This is a genomic window from Desulfosporosinus acididurans, from assembly GCF_001029285.1.
Lineage (GTDB): Bacteria > Bacillota > Desulfitobacteriia > Desulfitobacteriales > Desulfitobacteriaceae > Desulfosporosinus > Desulfosporosinus acididurans.
Genome location: NZ_LDZY01000005.1, coordinates 38,210 through 58,722 on the forward strand (window position 1 = coordinate 38,210; position 20,513 = coordinate 58,722).

21 protein-coding genes and 1 riboswitch are annotated in these 20,513 nt (G+C 43.0%); of the genes, 4 read left to right on the plus strand and 17 right to left on the minus strand.

Annotated features, from left to right (window positions below; genetic code table 11):
* Positions 1-12: 12 nt before the first annotated feature.
* The 8 genes from thpR to DEAC_RS07840 all read right to left on the minus strand — a co-directional run bounded on the left by thpR (position 13) and on the right by DEAC_RS07840 (position 7,905).
* Positions 13-555, minus strand: a complete 543-nt coding sequence (gene thpR / locus DEAC_RS07805; RefSeq protein ID WP_047809499.1) for an RNA 2',3'-cyclic phosphodiesterase — start codon at positions 553-555, stop codon at positions 13-15.
* Between the two features lie 50 nt (positions 556-605).
* Positions 606-1,169: an SMC-Scp complex subunit ScpB gene (gene scpB / locus DEAC_RS07810; RefSeq protein ID WP_047809500.1), complete on the minus strand. Its 564-nt coding sequence runs from the start codon at positions 1,167-1,169 to the stop codon at positions 606-608.
* Positions 1,170-1,174: 5 nt separating this feature from the next.
* A complete protein-coding gene (locus DEAC_RS07815) occupies positions 1,175-1,942 on the minus strand; it encodes a segregation and condensation protein A (RefSeq protein WP_047809501.1) in 768 nt (255 codons plus the stop codon).
* Positions 1,943-2,917 carry a tryptophan--tRNA ligase gene (gene trpS, locus DEAC_RS07820; protein WP_047809502.1) on the minus strand — a complete coding sequence of 325 codons (975 nt, stop codon included), beginning with the start codon at positions 2,915-2,917 and terminating at the stop codon, positions 1,943-1,945.
* 43 nt (positions 2,918-2,960) lie between these two features.
* A complete protein-coding gene (locus tag DEAC_RS07825; RefSeq protein WP_047809746.1) occupies positions 2,961-3,578 on the minus strand; it encodes a site-2 protease family protein in 618 nt (205 codons plus the stop codon).
* Between the two features lie 61 nt (positions 3,579-3,639).
* Positions 3,640-6,189, minus strand: a complete 2,550-nt coding sequence (locus DEAC_RS07830) for a CBS domain-containing protein (protein WP_047809503.1) — start codon at positions 6,187-6,189, stop codon at positions 3,640-3,642.
* A gap of 176 nt (positions 6,190-6,365) precedes the next feature.
* Positions 6,366-6,707: a hypothetical protein gene (locus DEAC_RS07835; RefSeq protein ID WP_047809504.1), complete on the minus strand. Its 342-nt coding sequence runs from the start codon at positions 6,705-6,707 to the stop codon at positions 6,366-6,368.
* A gap of 115 nt (positions 6,708-6,822) precedes the next feature.
* Positions 6,823-7,905, minus strand: coding sequence for an LCP family protein (locus DEAC_RS07840; protein WP_047809505.1), 1,083 nt, complete (start codon positions 7,903-7,905; stop codon positions 6,823-6,825).
* Between the two features lie 170 nt (positions 7,906-8,075).
* On the opposite strand from DEAC_RS07840, the gene DEAC_RS07845 reads away from it, so the two are divergent.
* Positions 8,076-8,378: a hypothetical protein gene (locus DEAC_RS07845; protein ID WP_047809506.1), complete on the plus strand. Its 303-nt coding sequence runs from the start codon at positions 8,076-8,078 to the stop codon at positions 8,376-8,378.
* A 505-nt stretch (positions 8,379-8,883) separates the two neighbouring features.
* Here DEAC_RS07845 and lysA read toward each other — a convergent pair.
* The 8 genes from lysA to spoVAC form a co-directional block, all read right to left on the minus strand.
* Entirely contained in the window at positions 8,884-10,218 is a 1,335-nt protein-coding gene (gene lysA, locus DEAC_RS07855) for a diaminopimelate decarboxylase (protein WP_047809508.1), read from the minus strand.
* Positions 10,219-10,329: 111 nt separating this feature from the next.
* Positions 10,330-10,520: riboswitch (Lysine riboswitch) on the minus strand.
* Between the two features lie 117 nt (positions 10,521-10,637).
* Positions 10,638-11,663, minus strand: a complete 1,026-nt coding sequence (locus DEAC_RS07860) for an acyl-CoA dehydratase activase (protein WP_047809509.1) — start codon at positions 11,661-11,663, stop codon at positions 10,638-10,640.
* Positions 11,647-12,798, minus strand: a complete 1,152-nt coding sequence (locus tag DEAC_RS07865) for an acyl-CoA dehydratase activase-related protein (RefSeq protein ID WP_047809510.1) — start codon at positions 12,796-12,798, stop codon at positions 11,647-11,649. The genes DEAC_RS07860 and DEAC_RS07865 overlap by 17 nt, the downstream gene beginning before the upstream one ends.
* Positions 12,740-13,801, minus strand: coding sequence for an acyl-CoA dehydratase activase-related protein (locus tag DEAC_RS07870; protein ID WP_047809511.1), 1,062 nt, complete (start codon positions 13,799-13,801; stop codon positions 12,740-12,742). Before DEAC_RS07870 ends, DEAC_RS07865 begins: the two co-directional genes overlap by 59 nt.
* A gap of 22 nt (positions 13,802-13,823) precedes the next feature.
* Complete coding sequence (locus tag DEAC_RS07875; RefSeq protein WP_047809512.1) at positions 13,824-15,320, minus strand: spore germination protein; 1,497 nt, start codon at positions 15,318-15,320, stop codon at positions 13,824-13,826.
* A 48-nt stretch (positions 15,321-15,368) separates the two neighbouring features.
* Complete coding sequence (spoVAE, locus tag DEAC_RS07880) at positions 15,369-15,731, minus strand: stage V sporulation protein AE (RefSeq protein ID WP_047809513.1); 363 nt, start codon at positions 15,729-15,731, stop codon at positions 15,369-15,371.
* A gap of 13 nt (positions 15,732-15,744) precedes the next feature.
* Positions 15,745-16,752 (minus strand): stage V sporulation protein AD, encoded by a 1,008-nt coding sequence (spoVAD, locus tag DEAC_RS07885; RefSeq protein ID WP_047809514.1) that lies wholly within the window; start codon positions 16,750-16,752, stop codon positions 15,745-15,747.
* Between the two features lie 74 nt (positions 16,753-16,826).
* On the minus strand, positions 16,827-17,294 hold the full coding sequence (spoVAC, locus tag DEAC_RS07890) for a stage V sporulation protein AC (RefSeq protein WP_047809515.1): 468 nt from the start codon (positions 17,292-17,294) through the stop codon (positions 16,827-16,829).
* A gap of 227 nt (positions 17,295-17,521) precedes the next feature.
* Here spoVAC and spoIIAA point away from each other — a divergent pair, with 227 nt between their 5' ends.
* From spoIIAA to sigF, 3 genes are read left to right on the plus strand one after another with little or no spacing between them, the layout of a single operon-like run.
* A complete protein-coding gene (gene spoIIAA, locus DEAC_RS07895) occupies positions 17,522-17,866 on the plus strand; it encodes an anti-sigma F factor antagonist (RefSeq protein ID WP_047809516.1) in 345 nt (114 codons plus the stop codon).
* The gene (gene spoIIAB, locus DEAC_RS07900) at positions 17,867-18,304 is read left to right on the plus strand and encodes an anti-sigma F factor (protein ID WP_047809517.1); all 438 of its coding nucleotides are present in this window, start codon (positions 17,867-17,869) and stop codon (positions 18,302-18,304) included.
* Positions 18,305-18,315: 11 nt separating this feature from the next.
* Positions 18,316-19,116: an RNA polymerase sporulation sigma factor SigF gene (sigF, locus tag DEAC_RS07905; protein ID WP_047809518.1), complete on the plus strand. Its 801-nt coding sequence runs from the start codon at positions 18,316-18,318 to the stop codon at positions 19,114-19,116.
* A gap of 47 nt (positions 19,117-19,163) precedes the next feature.
* Here the strand turns inward: sigF and DEAC_RS07910 are convergent, their stop codons facing one another.
* On the minus strand, positions 19,164-20,312 hold the full coding sequence (locus DEAC_RS07910; RefSeq protein ID WP_047809519.1) for a D-alanyl-D-alanine carboxypeptidase family protein: 1,149 nt from the start codon (positions 20,310-20,312) through the stop codon (positions 19,164-19,166).
* Between the last annotated feature and the right edge of the window lie 201 nt (positions 20,313-20,513).

The window sequence follows — 20,513 nt, forward strand, 5'->3', positions numbered from 1 at the left end:
CCCTTTATCCAATCACTGCAGCCTTGCATGATTCAAACTTTTGTAAGTCCTCTTTCCTTGTAGGACTGTGCTTTCAAAAAGAGTAACCTCTTTAACTTGAAATTCGCCTAATTTTTTGGTCATCAGGCTGCTTAAGTCAATTCGATTAAGATTTGGGCGAGATGCTAAGGTGATATGCGGTTTAAATTTTTTGCTTTCCAACGTAAAGCTTTTGTTGACGAGTAAAGCATGTATCCCCTCCCGCAATTGGTTCAACTCCATCAAGTTTCCGCCCACACCGGTCCAAAGAGTGTGTGGTCGTTTATATGAGGGAAAGACGCCCAAACCTCCAATATCTATTTTAAATGACTTACAGTTCTCAGCAGCTAAAGACATACTTTCGAAAATGACCGGTACTGCTTTAGGATCAAGTTCCCCTAAGAATTCCAAGGTTATGTGAAAATTATCTGTCGATTTCCAGGAACCATTGACTCCCAGTCCTCTAAGTTCTGATTGGAACGAGAGCAGGAAATGTTTTAGTTCAGCCGGAATATCAATACCAATAAATAGTCTCATTCTTAGTTCTCCTAATTATTATGCCCGGTCAGTAAAAAACCTGCGCAACTTTATAGTTCAGCATCTATTTCAAGGGAACTTGCAGCTTCACCTTCACTCAGAGTAAACACTTCTAGATTGGGCAAATCATCGATTGAATGCAAACCAAAATGTAGGAGGAACTGTTCGGTAGTTCCATAAAGGATAGGACGTCCTGGACCATCTTTACGTCCAACTTCTTTGACTAGGCCTTTCTCAACTAAAGTACTTAAGGCTCGATCGGACTGAACCCCTCGAATGAAATCAACCTCCCCGCGAGTCACGGGCTGTTTGTAGGCAATAATCGAGAGAACTTCCAAGGCCGCATTCGATAAGGCTTGAGCCGGCTGTTTATATAGGGCTTCTATATAGCGGGCAACTTCCGGTTTCGTTGCCAATTTAAATCCACCCTCAATTTCTAAAAGCATTAAGCCGCACGCCTCAGCAGAATAACGGTTTCGCAGTTCATTCAGCAGTTCCTCAATCTTTGAATGATCTAACTCAAGAATTTCCTCCAGCAGATCAACGGTCAGCGGATTTTTAGCAACAAATAATAAGGCCTCTAAGGCAGCCGTTTCCGGTTCCCGAAACAGCATTTTATCTACTCCTCTTCTATGAATTCCCATGCCTTTTCTGTCGGGAATAACATAATATCACTAAGGACCGCGGATTGTTCAGCACGAACTTTACCCGCTTTCAACAGTTCCAGTAATGCAAGAAAAGAAACGACAATTTCCATGCGCGATCTGCTGCGCAATAAGTGGGTAAAACGAAGGCCTTTGGGGTGGAGAAGCACTCGCCGCATCACGTCAGCAAGCATAACCTCGATAGCAATTTCATCTGGCTCAACTTCCCGAATTTCTTCCCCTTTTTCAGCTCGCTCTATGACTTTACAAAAGGCCCGCCAAAGATCCTCGAAGAAAATTCCCTTGAGTGGATCCTCCGGCTGGACGTCTCCTAATAATTCCTCCACATCAATTTCTCGATCAAAGGAACGTCCTGAAGCAATTTCGATTTTTTCCAACATTTGGGCTGCCTGCTTATACGTTCTGTATGCCACAAGTCGTTCAGCTAATTCTTGGCGCAGATCTTCATCTTCAGCTTGATCTTGCCCATTCTTTACAGGCTTTGGCAAAAGTTCCCTTGACTTCATAAAGAGTAACTGAGCTGCCAGAACAAGGAACTCAGTTGTTACTTCCATATCTAAAGACTCCATTTCTCGGACTGCCTCGACAAACTGATCAGCAATGCGAGCAATAGGTATATCATAAATATCTACCTTTTCCTGCTGAATTAAGGTCAAGAGCAGATCCAAGGGACCGTGATAAACGGGCAATTCTATTTGAGGACTGTTCTTACCACTTTCCATTTACAGCCCCATGGCACTACGAACTTCTTTCATCGTCACTGCGGCCGCTTCATGAGCACGTAATGCGCCTTCTTCCAGGACCTTTTCCACCCGGCCCGGTTCCTCCCAATAGACACGACGCTCTCTAAAGGGGCTTAGTAACTTCTCCAAGTTCTCAGCTAAAAGACGTTTGCAGGCTACACACCCGATCTTTCCCGCCCGGCAATTTTCTGCGACTTCTGCTGCTTCCGGCGTGTAAATCTGATGAAATTTATCGACGACACATACGTCCGGATGACCAGGGTCATCTTTACGAAGGCGTGCCGGGTCCGTAATCATTTGCTGAACCCGCGTCTTAATCTCTTCAGAAGAGGCTGTGAGGGAAATAGCATTATGGTAGCTTTTACTCATCTTGCGGCCATCTACACCTGGCAATAAGGGAACTTTGCCCACAAGAGCTTTCGGTTCAGGAAATACTGAACCATAAAGATAATTAAACCGACGAGCAATTTCCCGGCAAAGTTCAACATGAGGGAGCTGATCTTCCCCAACGGGCACAACACTTGCTTTGTAAACTAAGATATCTGCTGCCATTAGAAGAGGGTAGCCTAAGAATCCATAGGTCCCTAAATCTTTTCCTTGAATACTTAATTGTTGAATTTGATCTTTGTAGGTAGGGACACGCTCCAGCCAGGATAGAGGGGTGAACATCGATAAAAGCAAATGAAGCTCTGAGTGTTCTTTAACCTCAGACTGAATAAAAACGGCACTTTTCTCAGGATCAATACCAACACTGAGCCAGTCCAGAGCAATGTCGCGGCGAAGGCGAGTGAAGTCTAATTTATCTTCATACCCCGAAGTTAAAGCATGAAGATCAACAACAGAAAAATAGCAATCATAATCTTTCTGCAGGGAAACCCAGTTTTGGATTACACTTAAGTGACCAATATGCAACGCCCCTGTCGGGCGCATTCCACTCAATATTCTTCCTTTCATACCATTACACTCCTTTAGTAATCTCCGTAACCTTGCGAATACATTAAATCAACCATAAATGGCCAAAAATAGGGGTTAAGATCATGGTAATAATCGTTTGGTATATTAAAACAATTCCATTCATTGCCGGGTATAAAACAATATTCAAAACATCCGTAAATAAGAGTATTACCAAAATAATCAGGCCATATTGTTCAAGTAAATAGAGATGTCGGGCCAGCCGTTCCGGTAAGATACCGGTAAGAATTGAAAATCCATCAAGCGGAGGTATTGGCAAGAGATTGAAGATCCCTAGACCCAAGTTCATAAAGACAATGGATTTTAACACCATTTGAATGTCATAGCTCCATTCTGTGCCATGAAGCCAGTGCATGCTGATATACCAAGTCAACAAGGCGAGAAAGGCAATAATCATATTCGCAGCCGGCCCCGCTAAGGCAACTAACATTCTTCCCCTGCGTTTATTGCCTTTAAAATAATGGGGGTTGATCATAACCGGCTTGGCCCAGCCAAATTGGTATAAAAGAGCCATCAAGGTTCCGAAAAGATCAAGATGTACCAGCGGATTCATAGTTAACCGCCCTTGGCTCTGAGGTGTGGGATCTCCAAGACGGTCTGCTACCCAGGCATGAGCATACTCATGAAAAGCAAACCCAATCATTAAGGCCGGAATATTGGCTATGATTGTTGTTATATCAAATCCAAACAAAGAATTACCTCCTCTAGCGTAGGGATTCAATCCACCGTTGAACAATTTCCTGTTCTTCTTCAGGCGAATGAATTTGACCTTCCAGCCAAGCTGTTCGTACCCGCTCTAAAATTCCCCCAATTTCCGGTCCTTCTTTGAACCCCATCTGTAAGAGAGCCTTTCCGTCAAGGGTCATGCGAATCCGATGTTCCGCTTCCTGATAGTCCTTAATCAATCGATGAAAACGCTCATCACGCTCTAAAACAGTGATAACCCCGTTAGGAGCTTTGCTCAATACTTGATCTAATTCCCTCAACGTCAGTGTCTCCTGCAGCGTTCTTTGCAAATGAACAAGCATCAGGGTTTCTTCACGCAGCGTTTTGCTCAAGCTCAAGCGGCTGATTATTTTCTCAATATCCTCAAGCCTCATTTTAGAAATGCCGCTTAACCATCTTATGTTTATGGGCCAGTTAAGACTCTCCTGCCCATCATCGTTATTAAAGTTCCAACTATAATCTTCTCTAAACCATGCTTGAAACAAACCGCTTCGTATGAGAGTCTGACACATTGACAGATAGTTATCCTCGTGAAAGATAATAAACAGTTCTTCCGTAAAGCGCTCCACGCTGAGCTTCAAAAGAACTCCCGTCTCGATGGCCGTAAATAATGCTTCCAATGTTTCTTTGGCTAATTTAAAGTTATAACGTCGGGCAAAACGAATGGCTCGCAGCATTCGGGTAGGATCCTCTATAAAACTCAAATTGTGTAGAAAACGGACTTTTCCTTGTTGTAAATCCCGCTTGCCGCCATAATAATCAACGAGTTCTCCAAAACGTTCAGAATTCAAACAGATCGCCATGGAATTGATTGTAAAGTCGCGTCGAAACAAATCATCACGCAAGCAGGACTCTTCCACTTGAGGAAGGGCACCAGGAAAAGAATAGTACTCTACTCGCGTACTTGCCACATCTAAATGGCCCCCGTCAGGAAAGGAAATTTGAGCTGTACCAAATTGCACGTGCTGAGTTAGTTTTCCTTCTGACAAACGTTTTACTAAAACTTGAGCAAATTGACCTCCGTTACCCTCAACGACAAAGTCTAAATCCTGGGTAGGAACTGATAACAGTAAATCTCTGACAAACCCTCCTACAAGATAAACAGCACATTCTTCCTCTTGAGCTGTATCCCGCACAGCTTCAAGGATTTCTTGCACATTAACGGGCAATCGTCCTATCAAATCTAAGATGTCCTGGCGCATGGCAATGCTGCGTTCGCGCACGAGTTGGGTTTCGAAGGGAACTGCCCCGCCATGCACTAAACGCAATACATCGGATCTGGAAACAATTCCAACTAATTCGCCGTCTTCAACAACCGGCAGCCGTCCAATATCATGCTGCACCATCACTCTTTGAACTTCATCTAAAGTTGCATTTGAATCCACAGTCACAACATTTCTCGTCATAAATCCTTTAACAGGCGCATGTTGAAGTCCATGTCTAACCGCTTTTTCCACGTCACGCCGCGAAATGATTCCTACCAAGGTCTTATCCTCAGTCACAGGAACCCCTGTATGACCATAACGCAGAAGAATTTTTTCAACCTCACCTAAACGAGTGTCCTGAGAAACCGTTTTAACCGGATAACTCATCATATCCCGCACTAAATGAGGACGAGTTGCACGGCTTTTTATGGCAAGGCGCAGTTTTTTTAGAATTGACTCAAGGTCACCGTCTTTAATAGTTGCCGAAGCAGCTCTATCATGTCCTGCTCCCCCAAATGGCTCTACCAAACGGTTGACCGGCAGTCCTCTGCCTCTGGAACGGCCAACAATATAGACCCTGTCATCCATTCTGACCAACAGAAACCAAGTATCTGCGCCTTCAAGTTCTCCCACCCGATGAGCCAACAAGGCAAGTCCACCAACATATTCTTCCGTTTCTGCATAGGCCAGATAAACAGGCAAGCCATCAAAAAATTCCGTCTGGCCGTGATCAAGCAATTGCTGAAGAAGTTCTTTTTGTTCTTCAGTAAGAGGTTTACGCAGATATTCAGCGATAACCCCAAGATTAGCACCTTGTTCAAGCAAATAAGCTACAGCGCGAACATCGCGTACCGTCGTACTATCAAATAATAAGCTTCCAGTATCATCATAAATCCCAATAGCAATTAATGTTGCTTCAAAGGCACTTAACGGTAAGCCAAATCCTGCCAACTTTTCAACCAGCAATGTTGCACATGATCCGACATGATCAATAAACATCCCAGTCTTTATGGGGCCATTGTAGGGATGATGATCATAAATTTCCACTTCTATACCGGGAGTTTTAGATATTTTCTCACCGAGCATACCGGCTCTTTTTAATTCATGGGTATCCACCAGAACAACCTTAGAAACGTCGTTAATGTCGACCTCCTGTGATTTAAGAAACCTCAGCTGATCCTTGGATAACGCTAAAAAGTCCTGAACATAAACGTTTGGCTTTCCGTCCAGAACCAAAACACTGCTTGGATATAGCTTTTGAGCGGCTACCATTGATGCTAAAGCATCAAAATCGATTTGACGATGAGCCAAAATGATATCCATATCGACACCCTAAATCCTTTATTTTTGAGTTTCATATTAAATTATATCATCTATGGACTACTAACAGCAACTTGTTGCTTAATTCATAGGCTTAAGCCCCAATGGCAATAATAGATAAAAAAACTCCGCAGTCGTAAGGAATGCGGAGTTTTTTAATACTTGAAATTATAATTTCCTTAAATGCTGTTATTAATTTCTTCAGTAGCTTTCTCAATTTCTTCGGCAGAAAGTCCGTCTTTGCCCAAATGGAATTTTATCGCATCAGCCCAAAAGGCACATTTAGCACTAATTTTTTTATAAACTTTCGCATTTGATTTATTTGTTTTAGTCCTTGCATCAGCATTGGACTGAACTATAGAACAAATATAAAGTGCTTTAAGACGATTATCCTTGTCCAGGTCGTTAAAGGTTTGATTTAGTTCGGCGATCAAATTCCGATAATACTCCGTAAATTCTTCAAAAGATATTTCTGTATCCATGTGTAAGTATTCTTTCAACTTATCAAATAGCTTCTCCAATGTTCACCCTCCAAATTATTCGCCTTCTAATAACTTAAATAGTATATCTCCATTCGGCGAAAATCACAAGATTTTCCTTAGTCGGCTCTTTTCAATAATTAATCAACATCCCTCCTTATTTAAAAAATACGGAGGATGTCTTTCCTTCTATAAATAAGCGTCGAATAACAGCCTGGGCTCTCTGGGGATCAACTTTCCAATAGCTAATTCCATCTTCTGTTAAAAAGTCTCCCGGTAAAGTCTGTGAAGATATTTTTGGGGTTCCGGTACGAAGTAGAACATTGGATAAAGCCCATATTTGGCTGATAGAGAGATTGGTTTCCACTGATTTCATAAGTTGAGGGATTAACTGAGGTAACTTGGGAATTGTCTGAACTTGAAAGAATTCCTTCCCTAATGCTTTCAAGACAGTCTGTTGACGCGAGGTCCTTGAAATATCGGCTAAAGCATCCTGACGAAACCTGGCATATTGTAAAGCCTGGTTCCCATTTAAGCGCTGAATCCCCTTCTTGAGATTAATAAGTCCATCTGTTTTGTCCCCAGTTACATAATACATATCCTTTTCAACATTGACTGTGATGCCTCCCAAAGTATTTATAATATCCTTAAATCCCGTGAAATTCGTCAGTACATAACCATCAATTCTTTGGGCAATTAACTTCTCAATGATATTTGACGTTGTCTTAAGTCCATTGCCGATTCGAGCCGCTGCGTTAATCTTATTCATACCGTGGCCTGGGATAACGACTTGGGTATCGCGAGGTATCGAAACGAGAGCAACTTTCCCGTTCTGTATATCGACGCTGGCTACAATGAGAGTATCCGTATTACTTAACGATTTTTCATTAGGACGGCGATCCACTCCCACTAAAAGGATCGTCATCCGGTTACCGGTTAGAGAGGACGATACCTGAGGTGAAGAGTTTAAGTCAGGGTTAAAATTGGGACTTAAATCCGATGTAGACTTCGAATCTGGCTGATCTTGAGCGTCTTGTGGGATAAAATCTTGATTGTTTTTTTCTAACAAGGAATTGCTTTCTTTGGGTTCTGCTGCCTGCAGAGGCCGTTGTTCATTAGAAATATGACTAAAAAATAACGGACCTAAAACAAAACTTGCTCCGAGAACTATTCCAAACAAAAAAAGCAGGCAATATCCTTTGCAGACTCGGAATAATAATCCGAATGTTTTTCTCTGCACCCGAGTCCACCTCACAAAACATTATATATTCTACTTCCTAGGATCAAACAAACTCCTTGGAAATATTCTTTAAGTAAAATGTAATATTTAGAAATTTATAGAATTAAACCCAGTACCCTTGGTACATTAACCAAACAAATACATATAATGCCATTGAGAGGTGTATAGTTATGGTAATTCTAAAACGACTATTTTTCAGATCCCTTTCTTCTGCTTCAGCTTCAGACGAGAGTGCTTCACCGGAGATGCCCGCAAATACAACATTGGAAGAAGAACCACAAGCCAATGATTATCAGTCAAAAGCATCAGGGAGTGTTATGAGTAAATTGTTACACGTTCAGTCAGCACCTCCGGAGTTCCTCTACGAAAATGAAGCTTGGTCTCCAGAACATGAATCGGTTCGACTTTTCCATAAAGGCAGCCATCATTTTGAAGACCAAAATAATCTTACCCCTTCGCAATCCCAAGAATAAAAGAGGGGTGTGACACTTCATGTCACACCCCAGCATACCTGATTAAAAACAATCACAACGGGTGAATTTATCGGAAAGGGGGAACAGAATTGAACCCTGGCAACGCCCGTATCTATGGACCTGTAACAAGGGCCCCCTTACTCTTTCATCAAAACAATCTCATCTTAAATCGTAACCACTATTTGGGTCAACAAAATTATTCACCTTATTCCATCAACACCCAACCCGCTTTCCCCCTTCCAACATCTTCACCCTCTTACTATCAATCTTATCCTTACAGGCCTCCTATACTAGGAAGCATACCGCCATTACCTTTAGGCTATCCCCCGGTTCTAATTCCTGACAACATTTACTCAAGGCGCGTTTCTCCCAACGGTCTGACCCTAATTTTAATTGCCATTCTTATTTTAGTTGCCCTTGATTTAACTCTAGTCCGACCTCAAAAGAGATATTAATAAATAAGGACCCGGATACGAATTAACGTACACGGATCCTTTCTTCAATCCTAGCGGCTGGCTATAGGCAAGTGGGTTAAACGTTCAGGGAGAACATCATTTCTCAACAAATCACTATATGTTTCACGTTTTACAATCACATCACCCTTGCCGCCTTCAACTAAAACAACAGCAGGGCGGGCAAGGCGATTGTAATTGGAAGACATCGAGTAATTATAAGCTCCGGTACAAGATACCGCTAATAGGTCACCTGATTCAACTTTAGGCAGATTAATATCCCAAATTAACATATCGCCGGATTCACAACACTTCCCTGTGATTGAAACCTCCTCAGCAGTCTCTTCACCGGCACGATTAGCCAAGACAGCTTCATAGCGTGCCTGATAGAGAGCGGGACGCGGGTTATCAGCCATTCCTCCGTCAACAGCAACATATTTACGTATTCCGGGAATTTCTTTAATTGACCCAACCGTATAGAGGGTAGTACCCGCCGTTCCGACAATAGAACGTCCGGGTTCAATGATAATTTTAGGAGTTGGAAATTGATAATTTTGACAGGCATTTTCAAGAGCATTTTGCACGGTTTTGGCATAGTCCTCAATCCGGGCAGGTTCATCACCTGAAGCGTAGTAAATTCCAAATCCTCCGCCTAAGTTTAACTCCTCTAACAGGTATCCCGTCCGTTTGTGAATATCTGCCATGTACTGAATCATTATGTGAACTTCGTGACTAAAGGACTCCAATTCAAATATTTGCGACCCAATATGGGCATGGATTCCTTTGACAACAAGGTTCGAAGAGGATAATGCCAAATCCAAAGCTCGATCAGCGGTTCCGTTCACAAGGGTGAAGCCAAACTTGGAGTCGATTTGTCCTGTCTGAATGTATTCATGGGTATGGGCTTCAATGCCAGGGGTCACGCGCAGAAGTATGCTGACCGATTCATGCATTTCTTCAGCCAATTCGTTGAGAAGACTCATTTCATAAAAATTATCGACAACAATACGCCCAACGCCGGCCTTAATGGCCATTGCCAATTCCTCTGCCGATTTGTTATTACCATGAAAGTAGATACGCTCAGCAGGGAATTTCGCCTGCAGAGCAGTATGCAGTTCTCCGCCTGAGACAACATCCAGCCCCAATCCCTCTTGGTTGACGATTCGACACATAGCCAGAGTGGAAAACGCTTTAGAAGCATATATCACCTCGGCATTTTTCATCCCTTGGATAAAGGATAGATAATATTGTCTGCATATTTCCCTAATATGGGCCTCATCCATAATATAAAGAGGTGTGCCAAATTCCTGTGCCAATGAAACGGTGTCACACCCACCAATTTCCAAATGCCCCTGTTCATTAACTCGTTGTGTACCGTGCAGTCTCATATTCTCTTCCTCCTATTACTTTACCTTCTCTACTTAATAAAATATAAACGGCAACAGAAGGAGGTCCTCTGTTGCCGTACGACTGCACGTAAACATTGACCCTCTTCTCCTGTTGGGAGTAGTTCTCCATACGATAGTTTTAATAAAACTATCGTATGACAGTCCCACAGTTGTTGACTATAGGACCAGCAACAAAAATTACGCTGCTTTTTGTGCTTCGGCGAAATCCCCTTTTCTATGGTCTCATCAGTTGCCGCAACCTTCTCCATAGTACTTATGTCATTCGCGCCTCTACCACACCTCCAAAGAGATGAGGCATATGAAATTTTTTTTAGTATACCAAACTTCTAATGGGAAATGGTCAAAAATTATTTTTTCCTCTGGGAATTTTTTCCCAGAAATATTCCGATTCTTTTCTTTTATGCTCCTTGTTGCTCACCTTCTTGTGATTTGCCCTTGTAGGTACCCTTGCCAACGGCGTTGGCCCATTTTCCGCAGCGATCTCCCCATCGTGCCAAGATTGATCCTTCTTGCAGAATCTCAACAACTTCACAGCGATTGGCACAACCGGAACATTCAAAACTTCGAGCATTAAACTGGATATCACCCAATTGTAACCCTCGGAACCTTGTCCGTAATTCTGATTGCCTTCCTACCTTTTCCTGAGCTAAATAAGCAGCACCCAGAGCGCCCATCACACCAAAATGTTCAGGAACTATAATGGGTTGGCCAAGCTCCTCTTCAAAGGCTTTGCGAATACCAGGATTGGCAGCCACACCTCCTTGGAAGAAAATTGGGCCTCGTATATCCTTGTTCTTGCCAACATTATTTAAATAATTGCGAACCATCGCTTGGCAGAGTCCGGCCAAAATATCCGGCAGTGCATGTCCCAGCTGCTGTTTGTGAATCATATCCGATTCTGCAAAGACTGAACACCTTCCAGCAATTTTGACGGGACTTGCGGCTTCAAGGGCTAGATGACCAAACTCCTCTATGGGTATACCAAGTCTGGCTGCTTGCTGATCAAGAAATGATCCGGTTCCTGCAGCACAGACCGTATTCATGGCAAAATCAGAAACAACCCCATCACGAAGGATAATAATTTTAGAATCTTGACCTCCGATTTCCAGAATGGTCTGAACTGAAGGATTAACTCTGGAAGCGGCTACTGCGTGAGCAGTAATTTCATTTTTAATGACATCCGCGCCCAATAACGTTGCCGCTAGCTGACGAGCACTGCCAGTTGTCCCTACCCCGATTATTTTGGCAGATTTTCCAATCTTTGACCTCAAAACCTTAATTCCTTCCTGAATAGTTTGCATAGGCCGTCCTTGAGTTCGCAGATATAGAGTTAAAGCCACTTCATTTTTTTCACTGAGTAACACTAAATTTGTACTGACCGATCCTACATCAGCGCCTAAATAATAGTTATCGTTCCCCAACAAGCGACACACCCTCCCTAGAAGTTTCTGAAATGCCTTTGAGGCTGGGTCTTTCCAATAAATCCACAAAGGCCTCCAAACGTGTTTGTATTCCAGCGTGCCCAGTATGCTCGTCAACGATAAGCGTCATAATGGGGACTTGATAGGTTTCTTGGACTCTTGGCAATACGCTGGCTGCCACGATCTCAGGCATACATGAAAGAGGAAAAATCTGAATAATCCCGTCAAAACCTTCCCTCGCGAATTTTACTGCAGCTCCGACAGTCTCTTGCCCATGCCCTCCAACAAAATGAGACAAAAAAGGTTTAGCATGACTTGGATAGGAACGAATTGAACGGTAACCAGGAGCAAGTCCTTGAAAAATATGATTTCCTACCCACCCTGAAAGATAAATTGACCGATCTACTTCTACTCCCAGACGTCCTAATTCTGCCTCTATTCCCACGGAGGTAAAGGGATCTAAAATCGTGTATATTTCTCCGATAATTCCAATACGCAAAGGCTTATGAAACTTATCGGCATTCTTAATACCAGCCATTTGATGATCACGCAAACTTTGGCGTATTGAACATACCGAATCTCGAATTCCTTTAACGGTCATAGCCTGAGCCAAGCGATTTTTACCTTCCTCATAAAGCCTTTCCGTTTCATGAGAATCAGACAGCCTTGGTCTAGCGGCATGGATCATATCCTCAACTTGATCCAGAGCAACACATTTAAGGTAAGCAAAGCGCAGAGCTTTAAGGATTGAAGCCCAAGAATTTTTCTTTCCGGCTAAATAGCGAATTCGCTGCGCCAGTCCCCTTAGACTGCCATCCGGCGGCTCTAGGGTCACGACATCAAAATGATACCCCGCTTCTCTGAGGATTTGCCGTTCAATCTCTCCATAATAGCCAAAGCGGCAAGGGCCAATTCCCCCGGTAATAACAATGGTATCGGCGCCCTCTCGAACTGCTTCAATATAATTGCCGAGATTTAATTTCAAAGGCAGGCAGGCAGCTTCGGGGGCTAATTTTGAGCCTAAGGTTAAAGTCTGTTTGCTGTTCTGAGGAGGGACAACAACCTCAATGTTTAGAGATTCAAAGAGTGTTTGAATGACTATCCAAGCATTCCCCATATGCGGAAACGTAACCTTCACGAACCTTCCTCCTTTCAACCATATCCAGAAAGGCTTCCAGGCGAGTTACTAATCCCGCTTCACCGGTATGTTCATCAAGGGTTATCACCATATAAGGCTTATGGTGCTTCCTAACTTTTTGGGCTAGCAATTCTTGGACCATCGAATCGGTACCACAGCCGAAGCAAGTTAAATAAATAATCCCGTCAATCGTAGGATCTTCGACAAATTTATTCCCTGCACCATAAATTTGTTTAGCATGGCTCCAAAAAAGCTTCTTACGTAATCCCGAAAGATGCGCTTCAACGTCTTCTCGTTCAACATGTTGGATAAGATTTACTTCCGCATGTTCTCTCAGACGTTGGAGAAGATTTAGATTGGCATAGCATTCCTGGACAAGATAGGAATGGCCAATTAAGGTGATTTTTAAGTCCTTTTGGCAATTCTGATGGTTTTCGCTGACCTGCATCGAGAAATTTTCAGGTTTTATTTTTTGTGTCTGTCTCGTTACATACTCTATTTCCCGCATTTTTTCTTCAAAATCCCATTTTCGCCCTCGGGAGTCCTGGTAATGCTGCTGCCATTCATGCCCCTCCAGAAACGCTCTATGGATCTCTGCCCCGCTTTTGCCAAGCTGCATTCCCAAAACTCGCAAATCTTTAAGAACTTGACGCTGACCCTTTCGCCAATTGATCACTGCGCTTAAAACAGGAATCTCGGGGGGAACTGCAGAAAGAAGACTTTCAGGAATTCCAAGAAACTTGGGGCAGTTGTAAGTATTTTCTTCCATGCTCACCATTCGAGGCAGAAAAATGGCATCAACATCCTTTAGGGCCTGAATATGCCCAGCTAAAAGCTTTAGCGGCAAACACGTTTCGTCGCTGGTTTTCTTAAGGCCGTCCTCCATAATTTGACGATGAGTCGGAGGCGATGTTTCCACCTCTATGCCAAGATGATAAAAAAAGCCAGCCCAAAAAGGAAAATAATCAAAATAAAAAAGAGCACGCGGAAACCCAATTTTCACTCTCTTGGCATCCTTTCTCTAATCATTTTTTTGTTTTACCCTCCGGCTGCCTGATTGGATCCTGAGGTTTTAAGATACTTGGACGTGTGTTCTTAATAGGAACCGGCGACCGAACCAAAACGGTGCCCATAGCTTTGAAATTCAAGGGCAGCAGAGGCCAGAGATAAGGGACACCGAAGGATCTGGTTCTCCAGAGGAGAAAGATAACAAGTATTGTTCCGGCCAAAAAACCCCAAAAATTAAAGAGACCTGTCAGAACAATAATGAATAAACGCGCCAACCGATTGGCTAAACCCAGCTCGAAACTCGGAGTTGCAAAAGTAGCCACTGTCGCTACGGCAACGTAGAGAATTACCTCCGGAGAAAACATCCCCACTTTAACAGCAATATCTCCAAGCATAAAGGCGGCAATCAATCCTAAGGCCGTCGCTAAGGGAGCCGGAGTGTGCACAGCGGCCATCCGCAAAAGATCCACGCCAAATTCGGCAAATAACACTTGGGGAAATAGACCAATTTTTGCCGGCTTAGAAACTCCTATAAACTGAAGTCCTTTGGGAAGTAATTGAGGGTTTAGAGCTGCTCCCAGCCAAAGCGGTAGGAGAAATAAAGCTGCAAATATCCCGGCAAATCGTATCCAGCGAAGATAGGCACCTACAATGGGTTCTTGGCGATATTCTTCTGCATGCTGGAGATGACTCCAAAAAGTTGCTGGCGCCATAATAACCGATGGAGACGTATCGACAAGAATAACAACGTGCCCTTCCAGTAAATGAATAGCTGCCACATCCGGGCGTTCTGTATATCTGACCCGGGGATAAGGATTCCAGAACTTACTCCCGAGAATAAATTCTTCAACGCTTTTTTCGGCCATAGGAATCCCATCAATTTTAATTGCCTGCAGATCTTCTTGGATTTTTCGAACCATCTCCGGATTGGTAATATCCTCGATATAGGCAATGCAGACATCGGTTTTTGATCTTCCTCCAACCTGCACCAATTTCATGCGCAGTTTGGGGTCACGCAAACGCCTGCGAATTAAGGCAGTGTTCATCACCAGTGTCTCAACAAATCCATCACGTGATCCTCGAGTAACACGTTCGATATCCGGTTCCTGGGGCTGACGGGCAGGATAAGTCCTCAAATCTACGATAATTGCCTTTTCTTGTCCTTCAACAAAAATTGCCATGGGACCCGACAAAACAAAATAGAACACCTTGTCCATTGTTTCAACTTCTGTAACTTGTAAATCAACAATTCGGCCTTTCACCAATTTGTCCAGGGCATTAACGATAAGATCAGAGCGTTCCAAGTCAATTAAGGCATCCAGAATATAACTAGCAACGTGAGTGTCAACCATACCGTTAATGGAATAAATCGCTATTTTTTTACCGCCAATCGACATTTCCCGAACAACAACGTCAAAACTATCCGGTACTCCTAATTCCTTATTTAAGTAATCTACATTTTCCTGGTAATTTTTACTGACAGGAACGTTTTTTTCACTTGAATTATTGCTCATGCTAACCTCCCTTTATCCGGATATTTTTCTAGGCCAAAAGACAAGGGCTTATCCCTTGGGGTTAAAGGTCACAGACATCAAATAACCGAAAAATACTGCAGCAGCGATTCCGACCGCCGTTGCCTCGACGCCGCCTGACAAAGCTCCTAACAGACCCCGTTTGCCTACACCCTCAATAGCGCCTTGAGCTAAACTATAGCCAAAGCCAGATAAAGGGATCGTCGCCCCGGCTCCGGCAAACTTAACGAGAGGTTCATATACACCTAAAGCTCCCAAGACAGCTCCCCCTGTGACAAACGATACCAAGACATGAGCAGGTGTAAAAGATGGTTTCGTTAAATCCATCATTAACTGCCCGATAACACAGATCAGTCCGCCAACGATAAAGGCTGGAAATATCAAATGAAACATCAGAAGACTCCTTTCATGCTTCAATAGCAACGGCATGACCTATCCCTGGGATCGATTCGCCCTGCAGCGCTGAAGTGGGACTGTGTAAAGCCCCGCTTCCTATAAGCAAAACACGTTTCAAGGCTCTAGCCCTTAACTTCTGCATTAAATCACCGGCAAAAACAACGGCAGAACAAGCACATCCGCTGCCGCCGGCATGGACATCCTGAGTGGAATCAAAAATCCTGACGCCGCAATCTGTAAATTCCGTCCCCGTATCAACACCGCTTTGTTTGAGAACCTCACTGGCCAGAGCTAGACCAACGGTTCCTAAATCCCCGGAAGCTATGTGATCATAATCCTGCCCTGTACACTGCAAATCATGAAAATGATTAAGAATCGTATCAGCGACTGCCGGAGCCATTGCGGAACCCATATTGCTGGCATCGGTCTCTCCATAATCAATAACTCTTCCAATCGTTGCTGAAGTGATTTTTGGTCCAGCTCCCTTTTTGCCCAGGAGAACACTTCCCGCTCCGGTAACGGTCCATTGAGCACTCATGGCCCTTTGTGTCCCCTGTTCAGTTGGGGCACGAAATTGGCGCTCTGCCGTGTCATGATGACTTGAGACTCCCACAAGCACGTGCTCGGCAAATCCGCCATCAATCATCATACTGCCCAAGGCCAAACTTAAGGCCATGGTAGAACATGCTCCATAAACTCCAATGAAGGGTAAGGCCATTAGCCGAGCAGCAAAATTCGAAGAAACAATCTGATTCAGTAAGTCGCCGGCCAACATAAAGTCAATTTGTTCTTTTCCTATCCCTGCTTGACTGATGCTCCCTTGCAAGGCTTCTTGAAGCATCTTGCTCTCTGCTAATTCCCAAGTTTTTTCACCGTTCAGTTGATCCTGCCAAATTGAGTTAAAGGTTTTGCCAAGGGGGCCTTTTCCTTCTTTCGGCCCAACGACGGCATAAGACGATAAAATAACCGGCGGATTGTCAAACAGCACCGTCTGATTACCCGCTCTTTTTAAACCCATGTCATATGTTCATCCCCATTCATTCACTCATGTCCATAATCCCAAATCTTCGTAGAGCAATTAATCCTCTTGTCTTAATGCAAGAAATAAGCTAGAACGCCAATAATGATGGAGGCGGCAATACCATATACGAGGACAGGACCTGCAACGGTAAACAACTTCGCCCCCACTCCCTGAACGTATCCTTCGCGTTTGAATTCCATCGCCGGTGAAACAATGGAATTGGCAAAACCTGTGACAGGAATAATTGAGCCGGCTCCCCCAAATTTTCCAATCTCATCATAAACTCCAAGCCCAGTGAGCAGGGAACCTAAGAAAATCATCGCAGCAGTGGCAGCATTTGAGGCCTCTTTTGGAGTTAACCCAATCCCGGAAAAAATATTTATAATCACTTGTCCCAAAGCACAAATCAGACCGCCAACCAAAAAAGCCCTTAAAATATTCTTAGTAAGCGTTGGTTTAGGAGTGTATTTTTGCGCTAGTGCTTTGTATTCTTCAGGTGAGATTGAAATGGCGGGTTTGCGCAGCGTTTGATTAGGCATTCAGCTCCCTCCCTTTATAGACTAATTTGTATTATTAATGAAAACAGTATAAATTATACTTATTATTTCCATTTTTATGCAGATATTTCGACAGAGCTTGCCAAGAATTCTTTAAAAAGCATGCAGGAAAATTATGGTTATTAAGCGAAAACATACTTCACCTTTAATTTCACTATAGTTTCCCAATGAGGCTTGTGCCTTTTGAACACATTTTAGGGGGGATGGTCTTGAACCTTGAAAAAAAGATAGAGCGCCTTACCCTGTTCTTACGTTTAGACGGAGAACTGGATATGCACACATCAGATCTTGTAAGGCAAGCCATAGACATAGAAATTGAGAAAAGGGGGATTCGTACAGTAATTCTCAATCTTCAAAACGTTCAATTCATCGATAGTTCCGGATTAGGTGTTATTTTAGGCCGATATAAAAAGTTACTCTCCTTAGGTGGAAAACTAAAAATTACCAATGTACCTCCGAATGTTTATAAAATCATGGAACTTTCAGGCTTACCGAAAATTATTAACTTTTATGATGATGAGACCCATGCCTATGAGGAAGGAAGGAGAGCATAAATGAAATCAAATCAATTAGCCCTTTCATTTTCGAGCATCGCTGAAAATGTAGGAATTGCGCGGTTGCTCATAGCTTCTGTCGGAGCTCAATTAGATCTGCCTCTTAATGACATTGAAGAACTTAAAGTCGCAGTTTCTGAAGCAGTTTCCAATGCCATCATCCATGGTTACCGCAACAAAGCTAATCATATTGTCTTTCTCGAATTAGAAATAATGGATGACGCCCTTAAGATTGTTGTTAAGGACGAAGGCTGTGGGATTTCTAATGTTGAGCAAGCCATGCAGCCCGCCTTTAGCACTGATCCGGAACGCATGGGGCTGGGCTTCGTCTTTATGCAGTCATTTATGGATGACCTGCAGGTTGACTCAACTGTTGACATCGGAACTACTGTAACCATGAAGAAGCAGCTGAAACAAACCTCCAATGCTTCTCATTAGGGGGGCCGGACATGATTCAACGACTAACGGATATGAATCTTCCTCATTTTCCCCTTCTCTCTGATGAAGAGATGATGGAGAATCTTCATGCTGCTAAGGACGGAGATACGGAAGCAAGAGAACGGTTAATCAATTGCAACTTGAAACTTATATTTAACCTTGTTCAGCGTTTTGCCCATAGAGGTTACGAACTTGAAGATCTTTTTCAAATTGGTACCATTGGTCTAATTAAAGCAATTGATAAATTTGACTTTTCCTATGGTGTCAAATTCTCTACCTACGCGGTGCCAATGATTATTGGAGAAATCAGACGTTTTCTTCGCGATGATCATCCTTTAAAAGTTCCTCGGTCTTACAAAGAATTGGTCTATAAAGTTAATCGTGCGCGGGATGAACTTTCTTCCGGCTTAGGCCGGGAGGCGACAATCGGAGAAATTGCCGCCAATATCGGAGTTGATCGAGAGGAGATTGTTGCGGCTTTGGAGGCTATACAAAGCCCTACATCCATCTATGATACACTTTACCAGGATGATTCCGATCCCATCTATGTGCTTGATCAACTTTCAACAGAAAAAGGTGCAGACCCTGGTTGGTTTGATAAAATTGCCTTGAATGAGGTTTTGGATAAACTGCCTGAACGAGAAAAAAATGTTCTTTTAATGCGATTTTTTGAAGATAAAACTCAAAGTCAAATCGCTGCGATCCTGAATCTCTCACAAGTTCAAATCTCCAGAATTGAGAGAGCGGCCCTCATGAGAATCCGCGAATTATCCAAAATTGATGAACGCTCTGACCATACCCCTTGCCCTTGATTCAGACTGAGAAACAGCTTCGAAAAAGGAGCCCAGAAGAACCCAGGCTAATATCCGATAACACCTTTAAGAGTACGTGTTATCTGTTCGGCTAAGCTTGCTTTTTCCACAGAATGATCGGCGATAAGATTTACGCTGCTTTGTAAAACATCATTCCGATATAAGAGAATTTCGCCAAGTTTTTGTCCTTTTTTAATAGGAGCACTTATTTCTGGGTTGAGCTTCGTTTCGACCCAGAAATTTTTATCATTTCCTTTTTCAATAGTAGCGCCAAAGGCCTTCTCTGTGACTGCATTTACAGTATCTTCTTTTCCTTTGGCAACTTTAACAACTCCCTCTTTTTGACCCGTTGGAGCAAAGGTTTTAAATTGATATTTGGCAAAGCCATAATTATAGATTTTCATTGATTCCGCGAAATGCCCCCTAACCTGAGGCACCCCCATTACGACACAAATTAAGCGCAGCCCATCTCTCTCAACCGTGGACGCCAGACAATATTTGGCTTCATTGGTCCAACCGGTTTTAAAGCCATCCGTTCCTGGATACCACCAGAGAAGTTTATTCGTATTCCATAATTTAAATTTTCCATCACGCAAATCATATTCTTTGATACTTGTTAATTTTCGAATCAAAGGATATTTAAGAGTTTCTCTGGCAATTACGGCTAAATCATAGGCACTGGTATAATGACCTTCAGCGGGTAATCCATAGGCATTGGCGAAATGAGTGTTTTTCAAACCTAATGCTTGAGCTTTGCGATTCATCTCCTCAACGAAGGCTTCATGAGTTCCGTCAATATGTTCTGCTACAGCGACACAACCGTCATTTGCTGAACCAACAGCAATGGCAATTAACATTTGTTCCAAGGTAAAGGTCTCTCCAGGTTCAAGATAAATTTGTGACCCGCCTAGCTTACAGGCATTCTCGCTTGCCGTAACTTTATCCGTTAGTTTAACCTTCCCAGATTCGACAGCCTCTGCAGCCACTAACAAGGTCATTAGCTTGGTGACGCTTGCCGGAGGCAATTCTTTATGCATATCTTTTTCATAAAGAACTCGTCCTGATGCAGCATCCATCAATACAGCACTCGCGGCCTCCGTTTCAATTTCCGCTCCCATTACAGAAGGAACATTAGCAAAGGCTATATTACCTAGTACAAGCATGAAAGCAAGAACAACTGCTAATCCTTTTCTCATCTTGACTCCTCCTCATTAAATTTGATGTTATTATTCCCGAAAAGAGAAATTATATTGTAATGAGAATGGAAAGCAGCATTAAAATATGTATTACTAAAAACCTAAAAAGCTTGCAAAGGCTAATGACGCACAAAATGGCAAAAGCCTTTAGGCTTGATATCCCAAAGGCTTTAAAAATTCCTGTTTATTATTTTTGTTTAT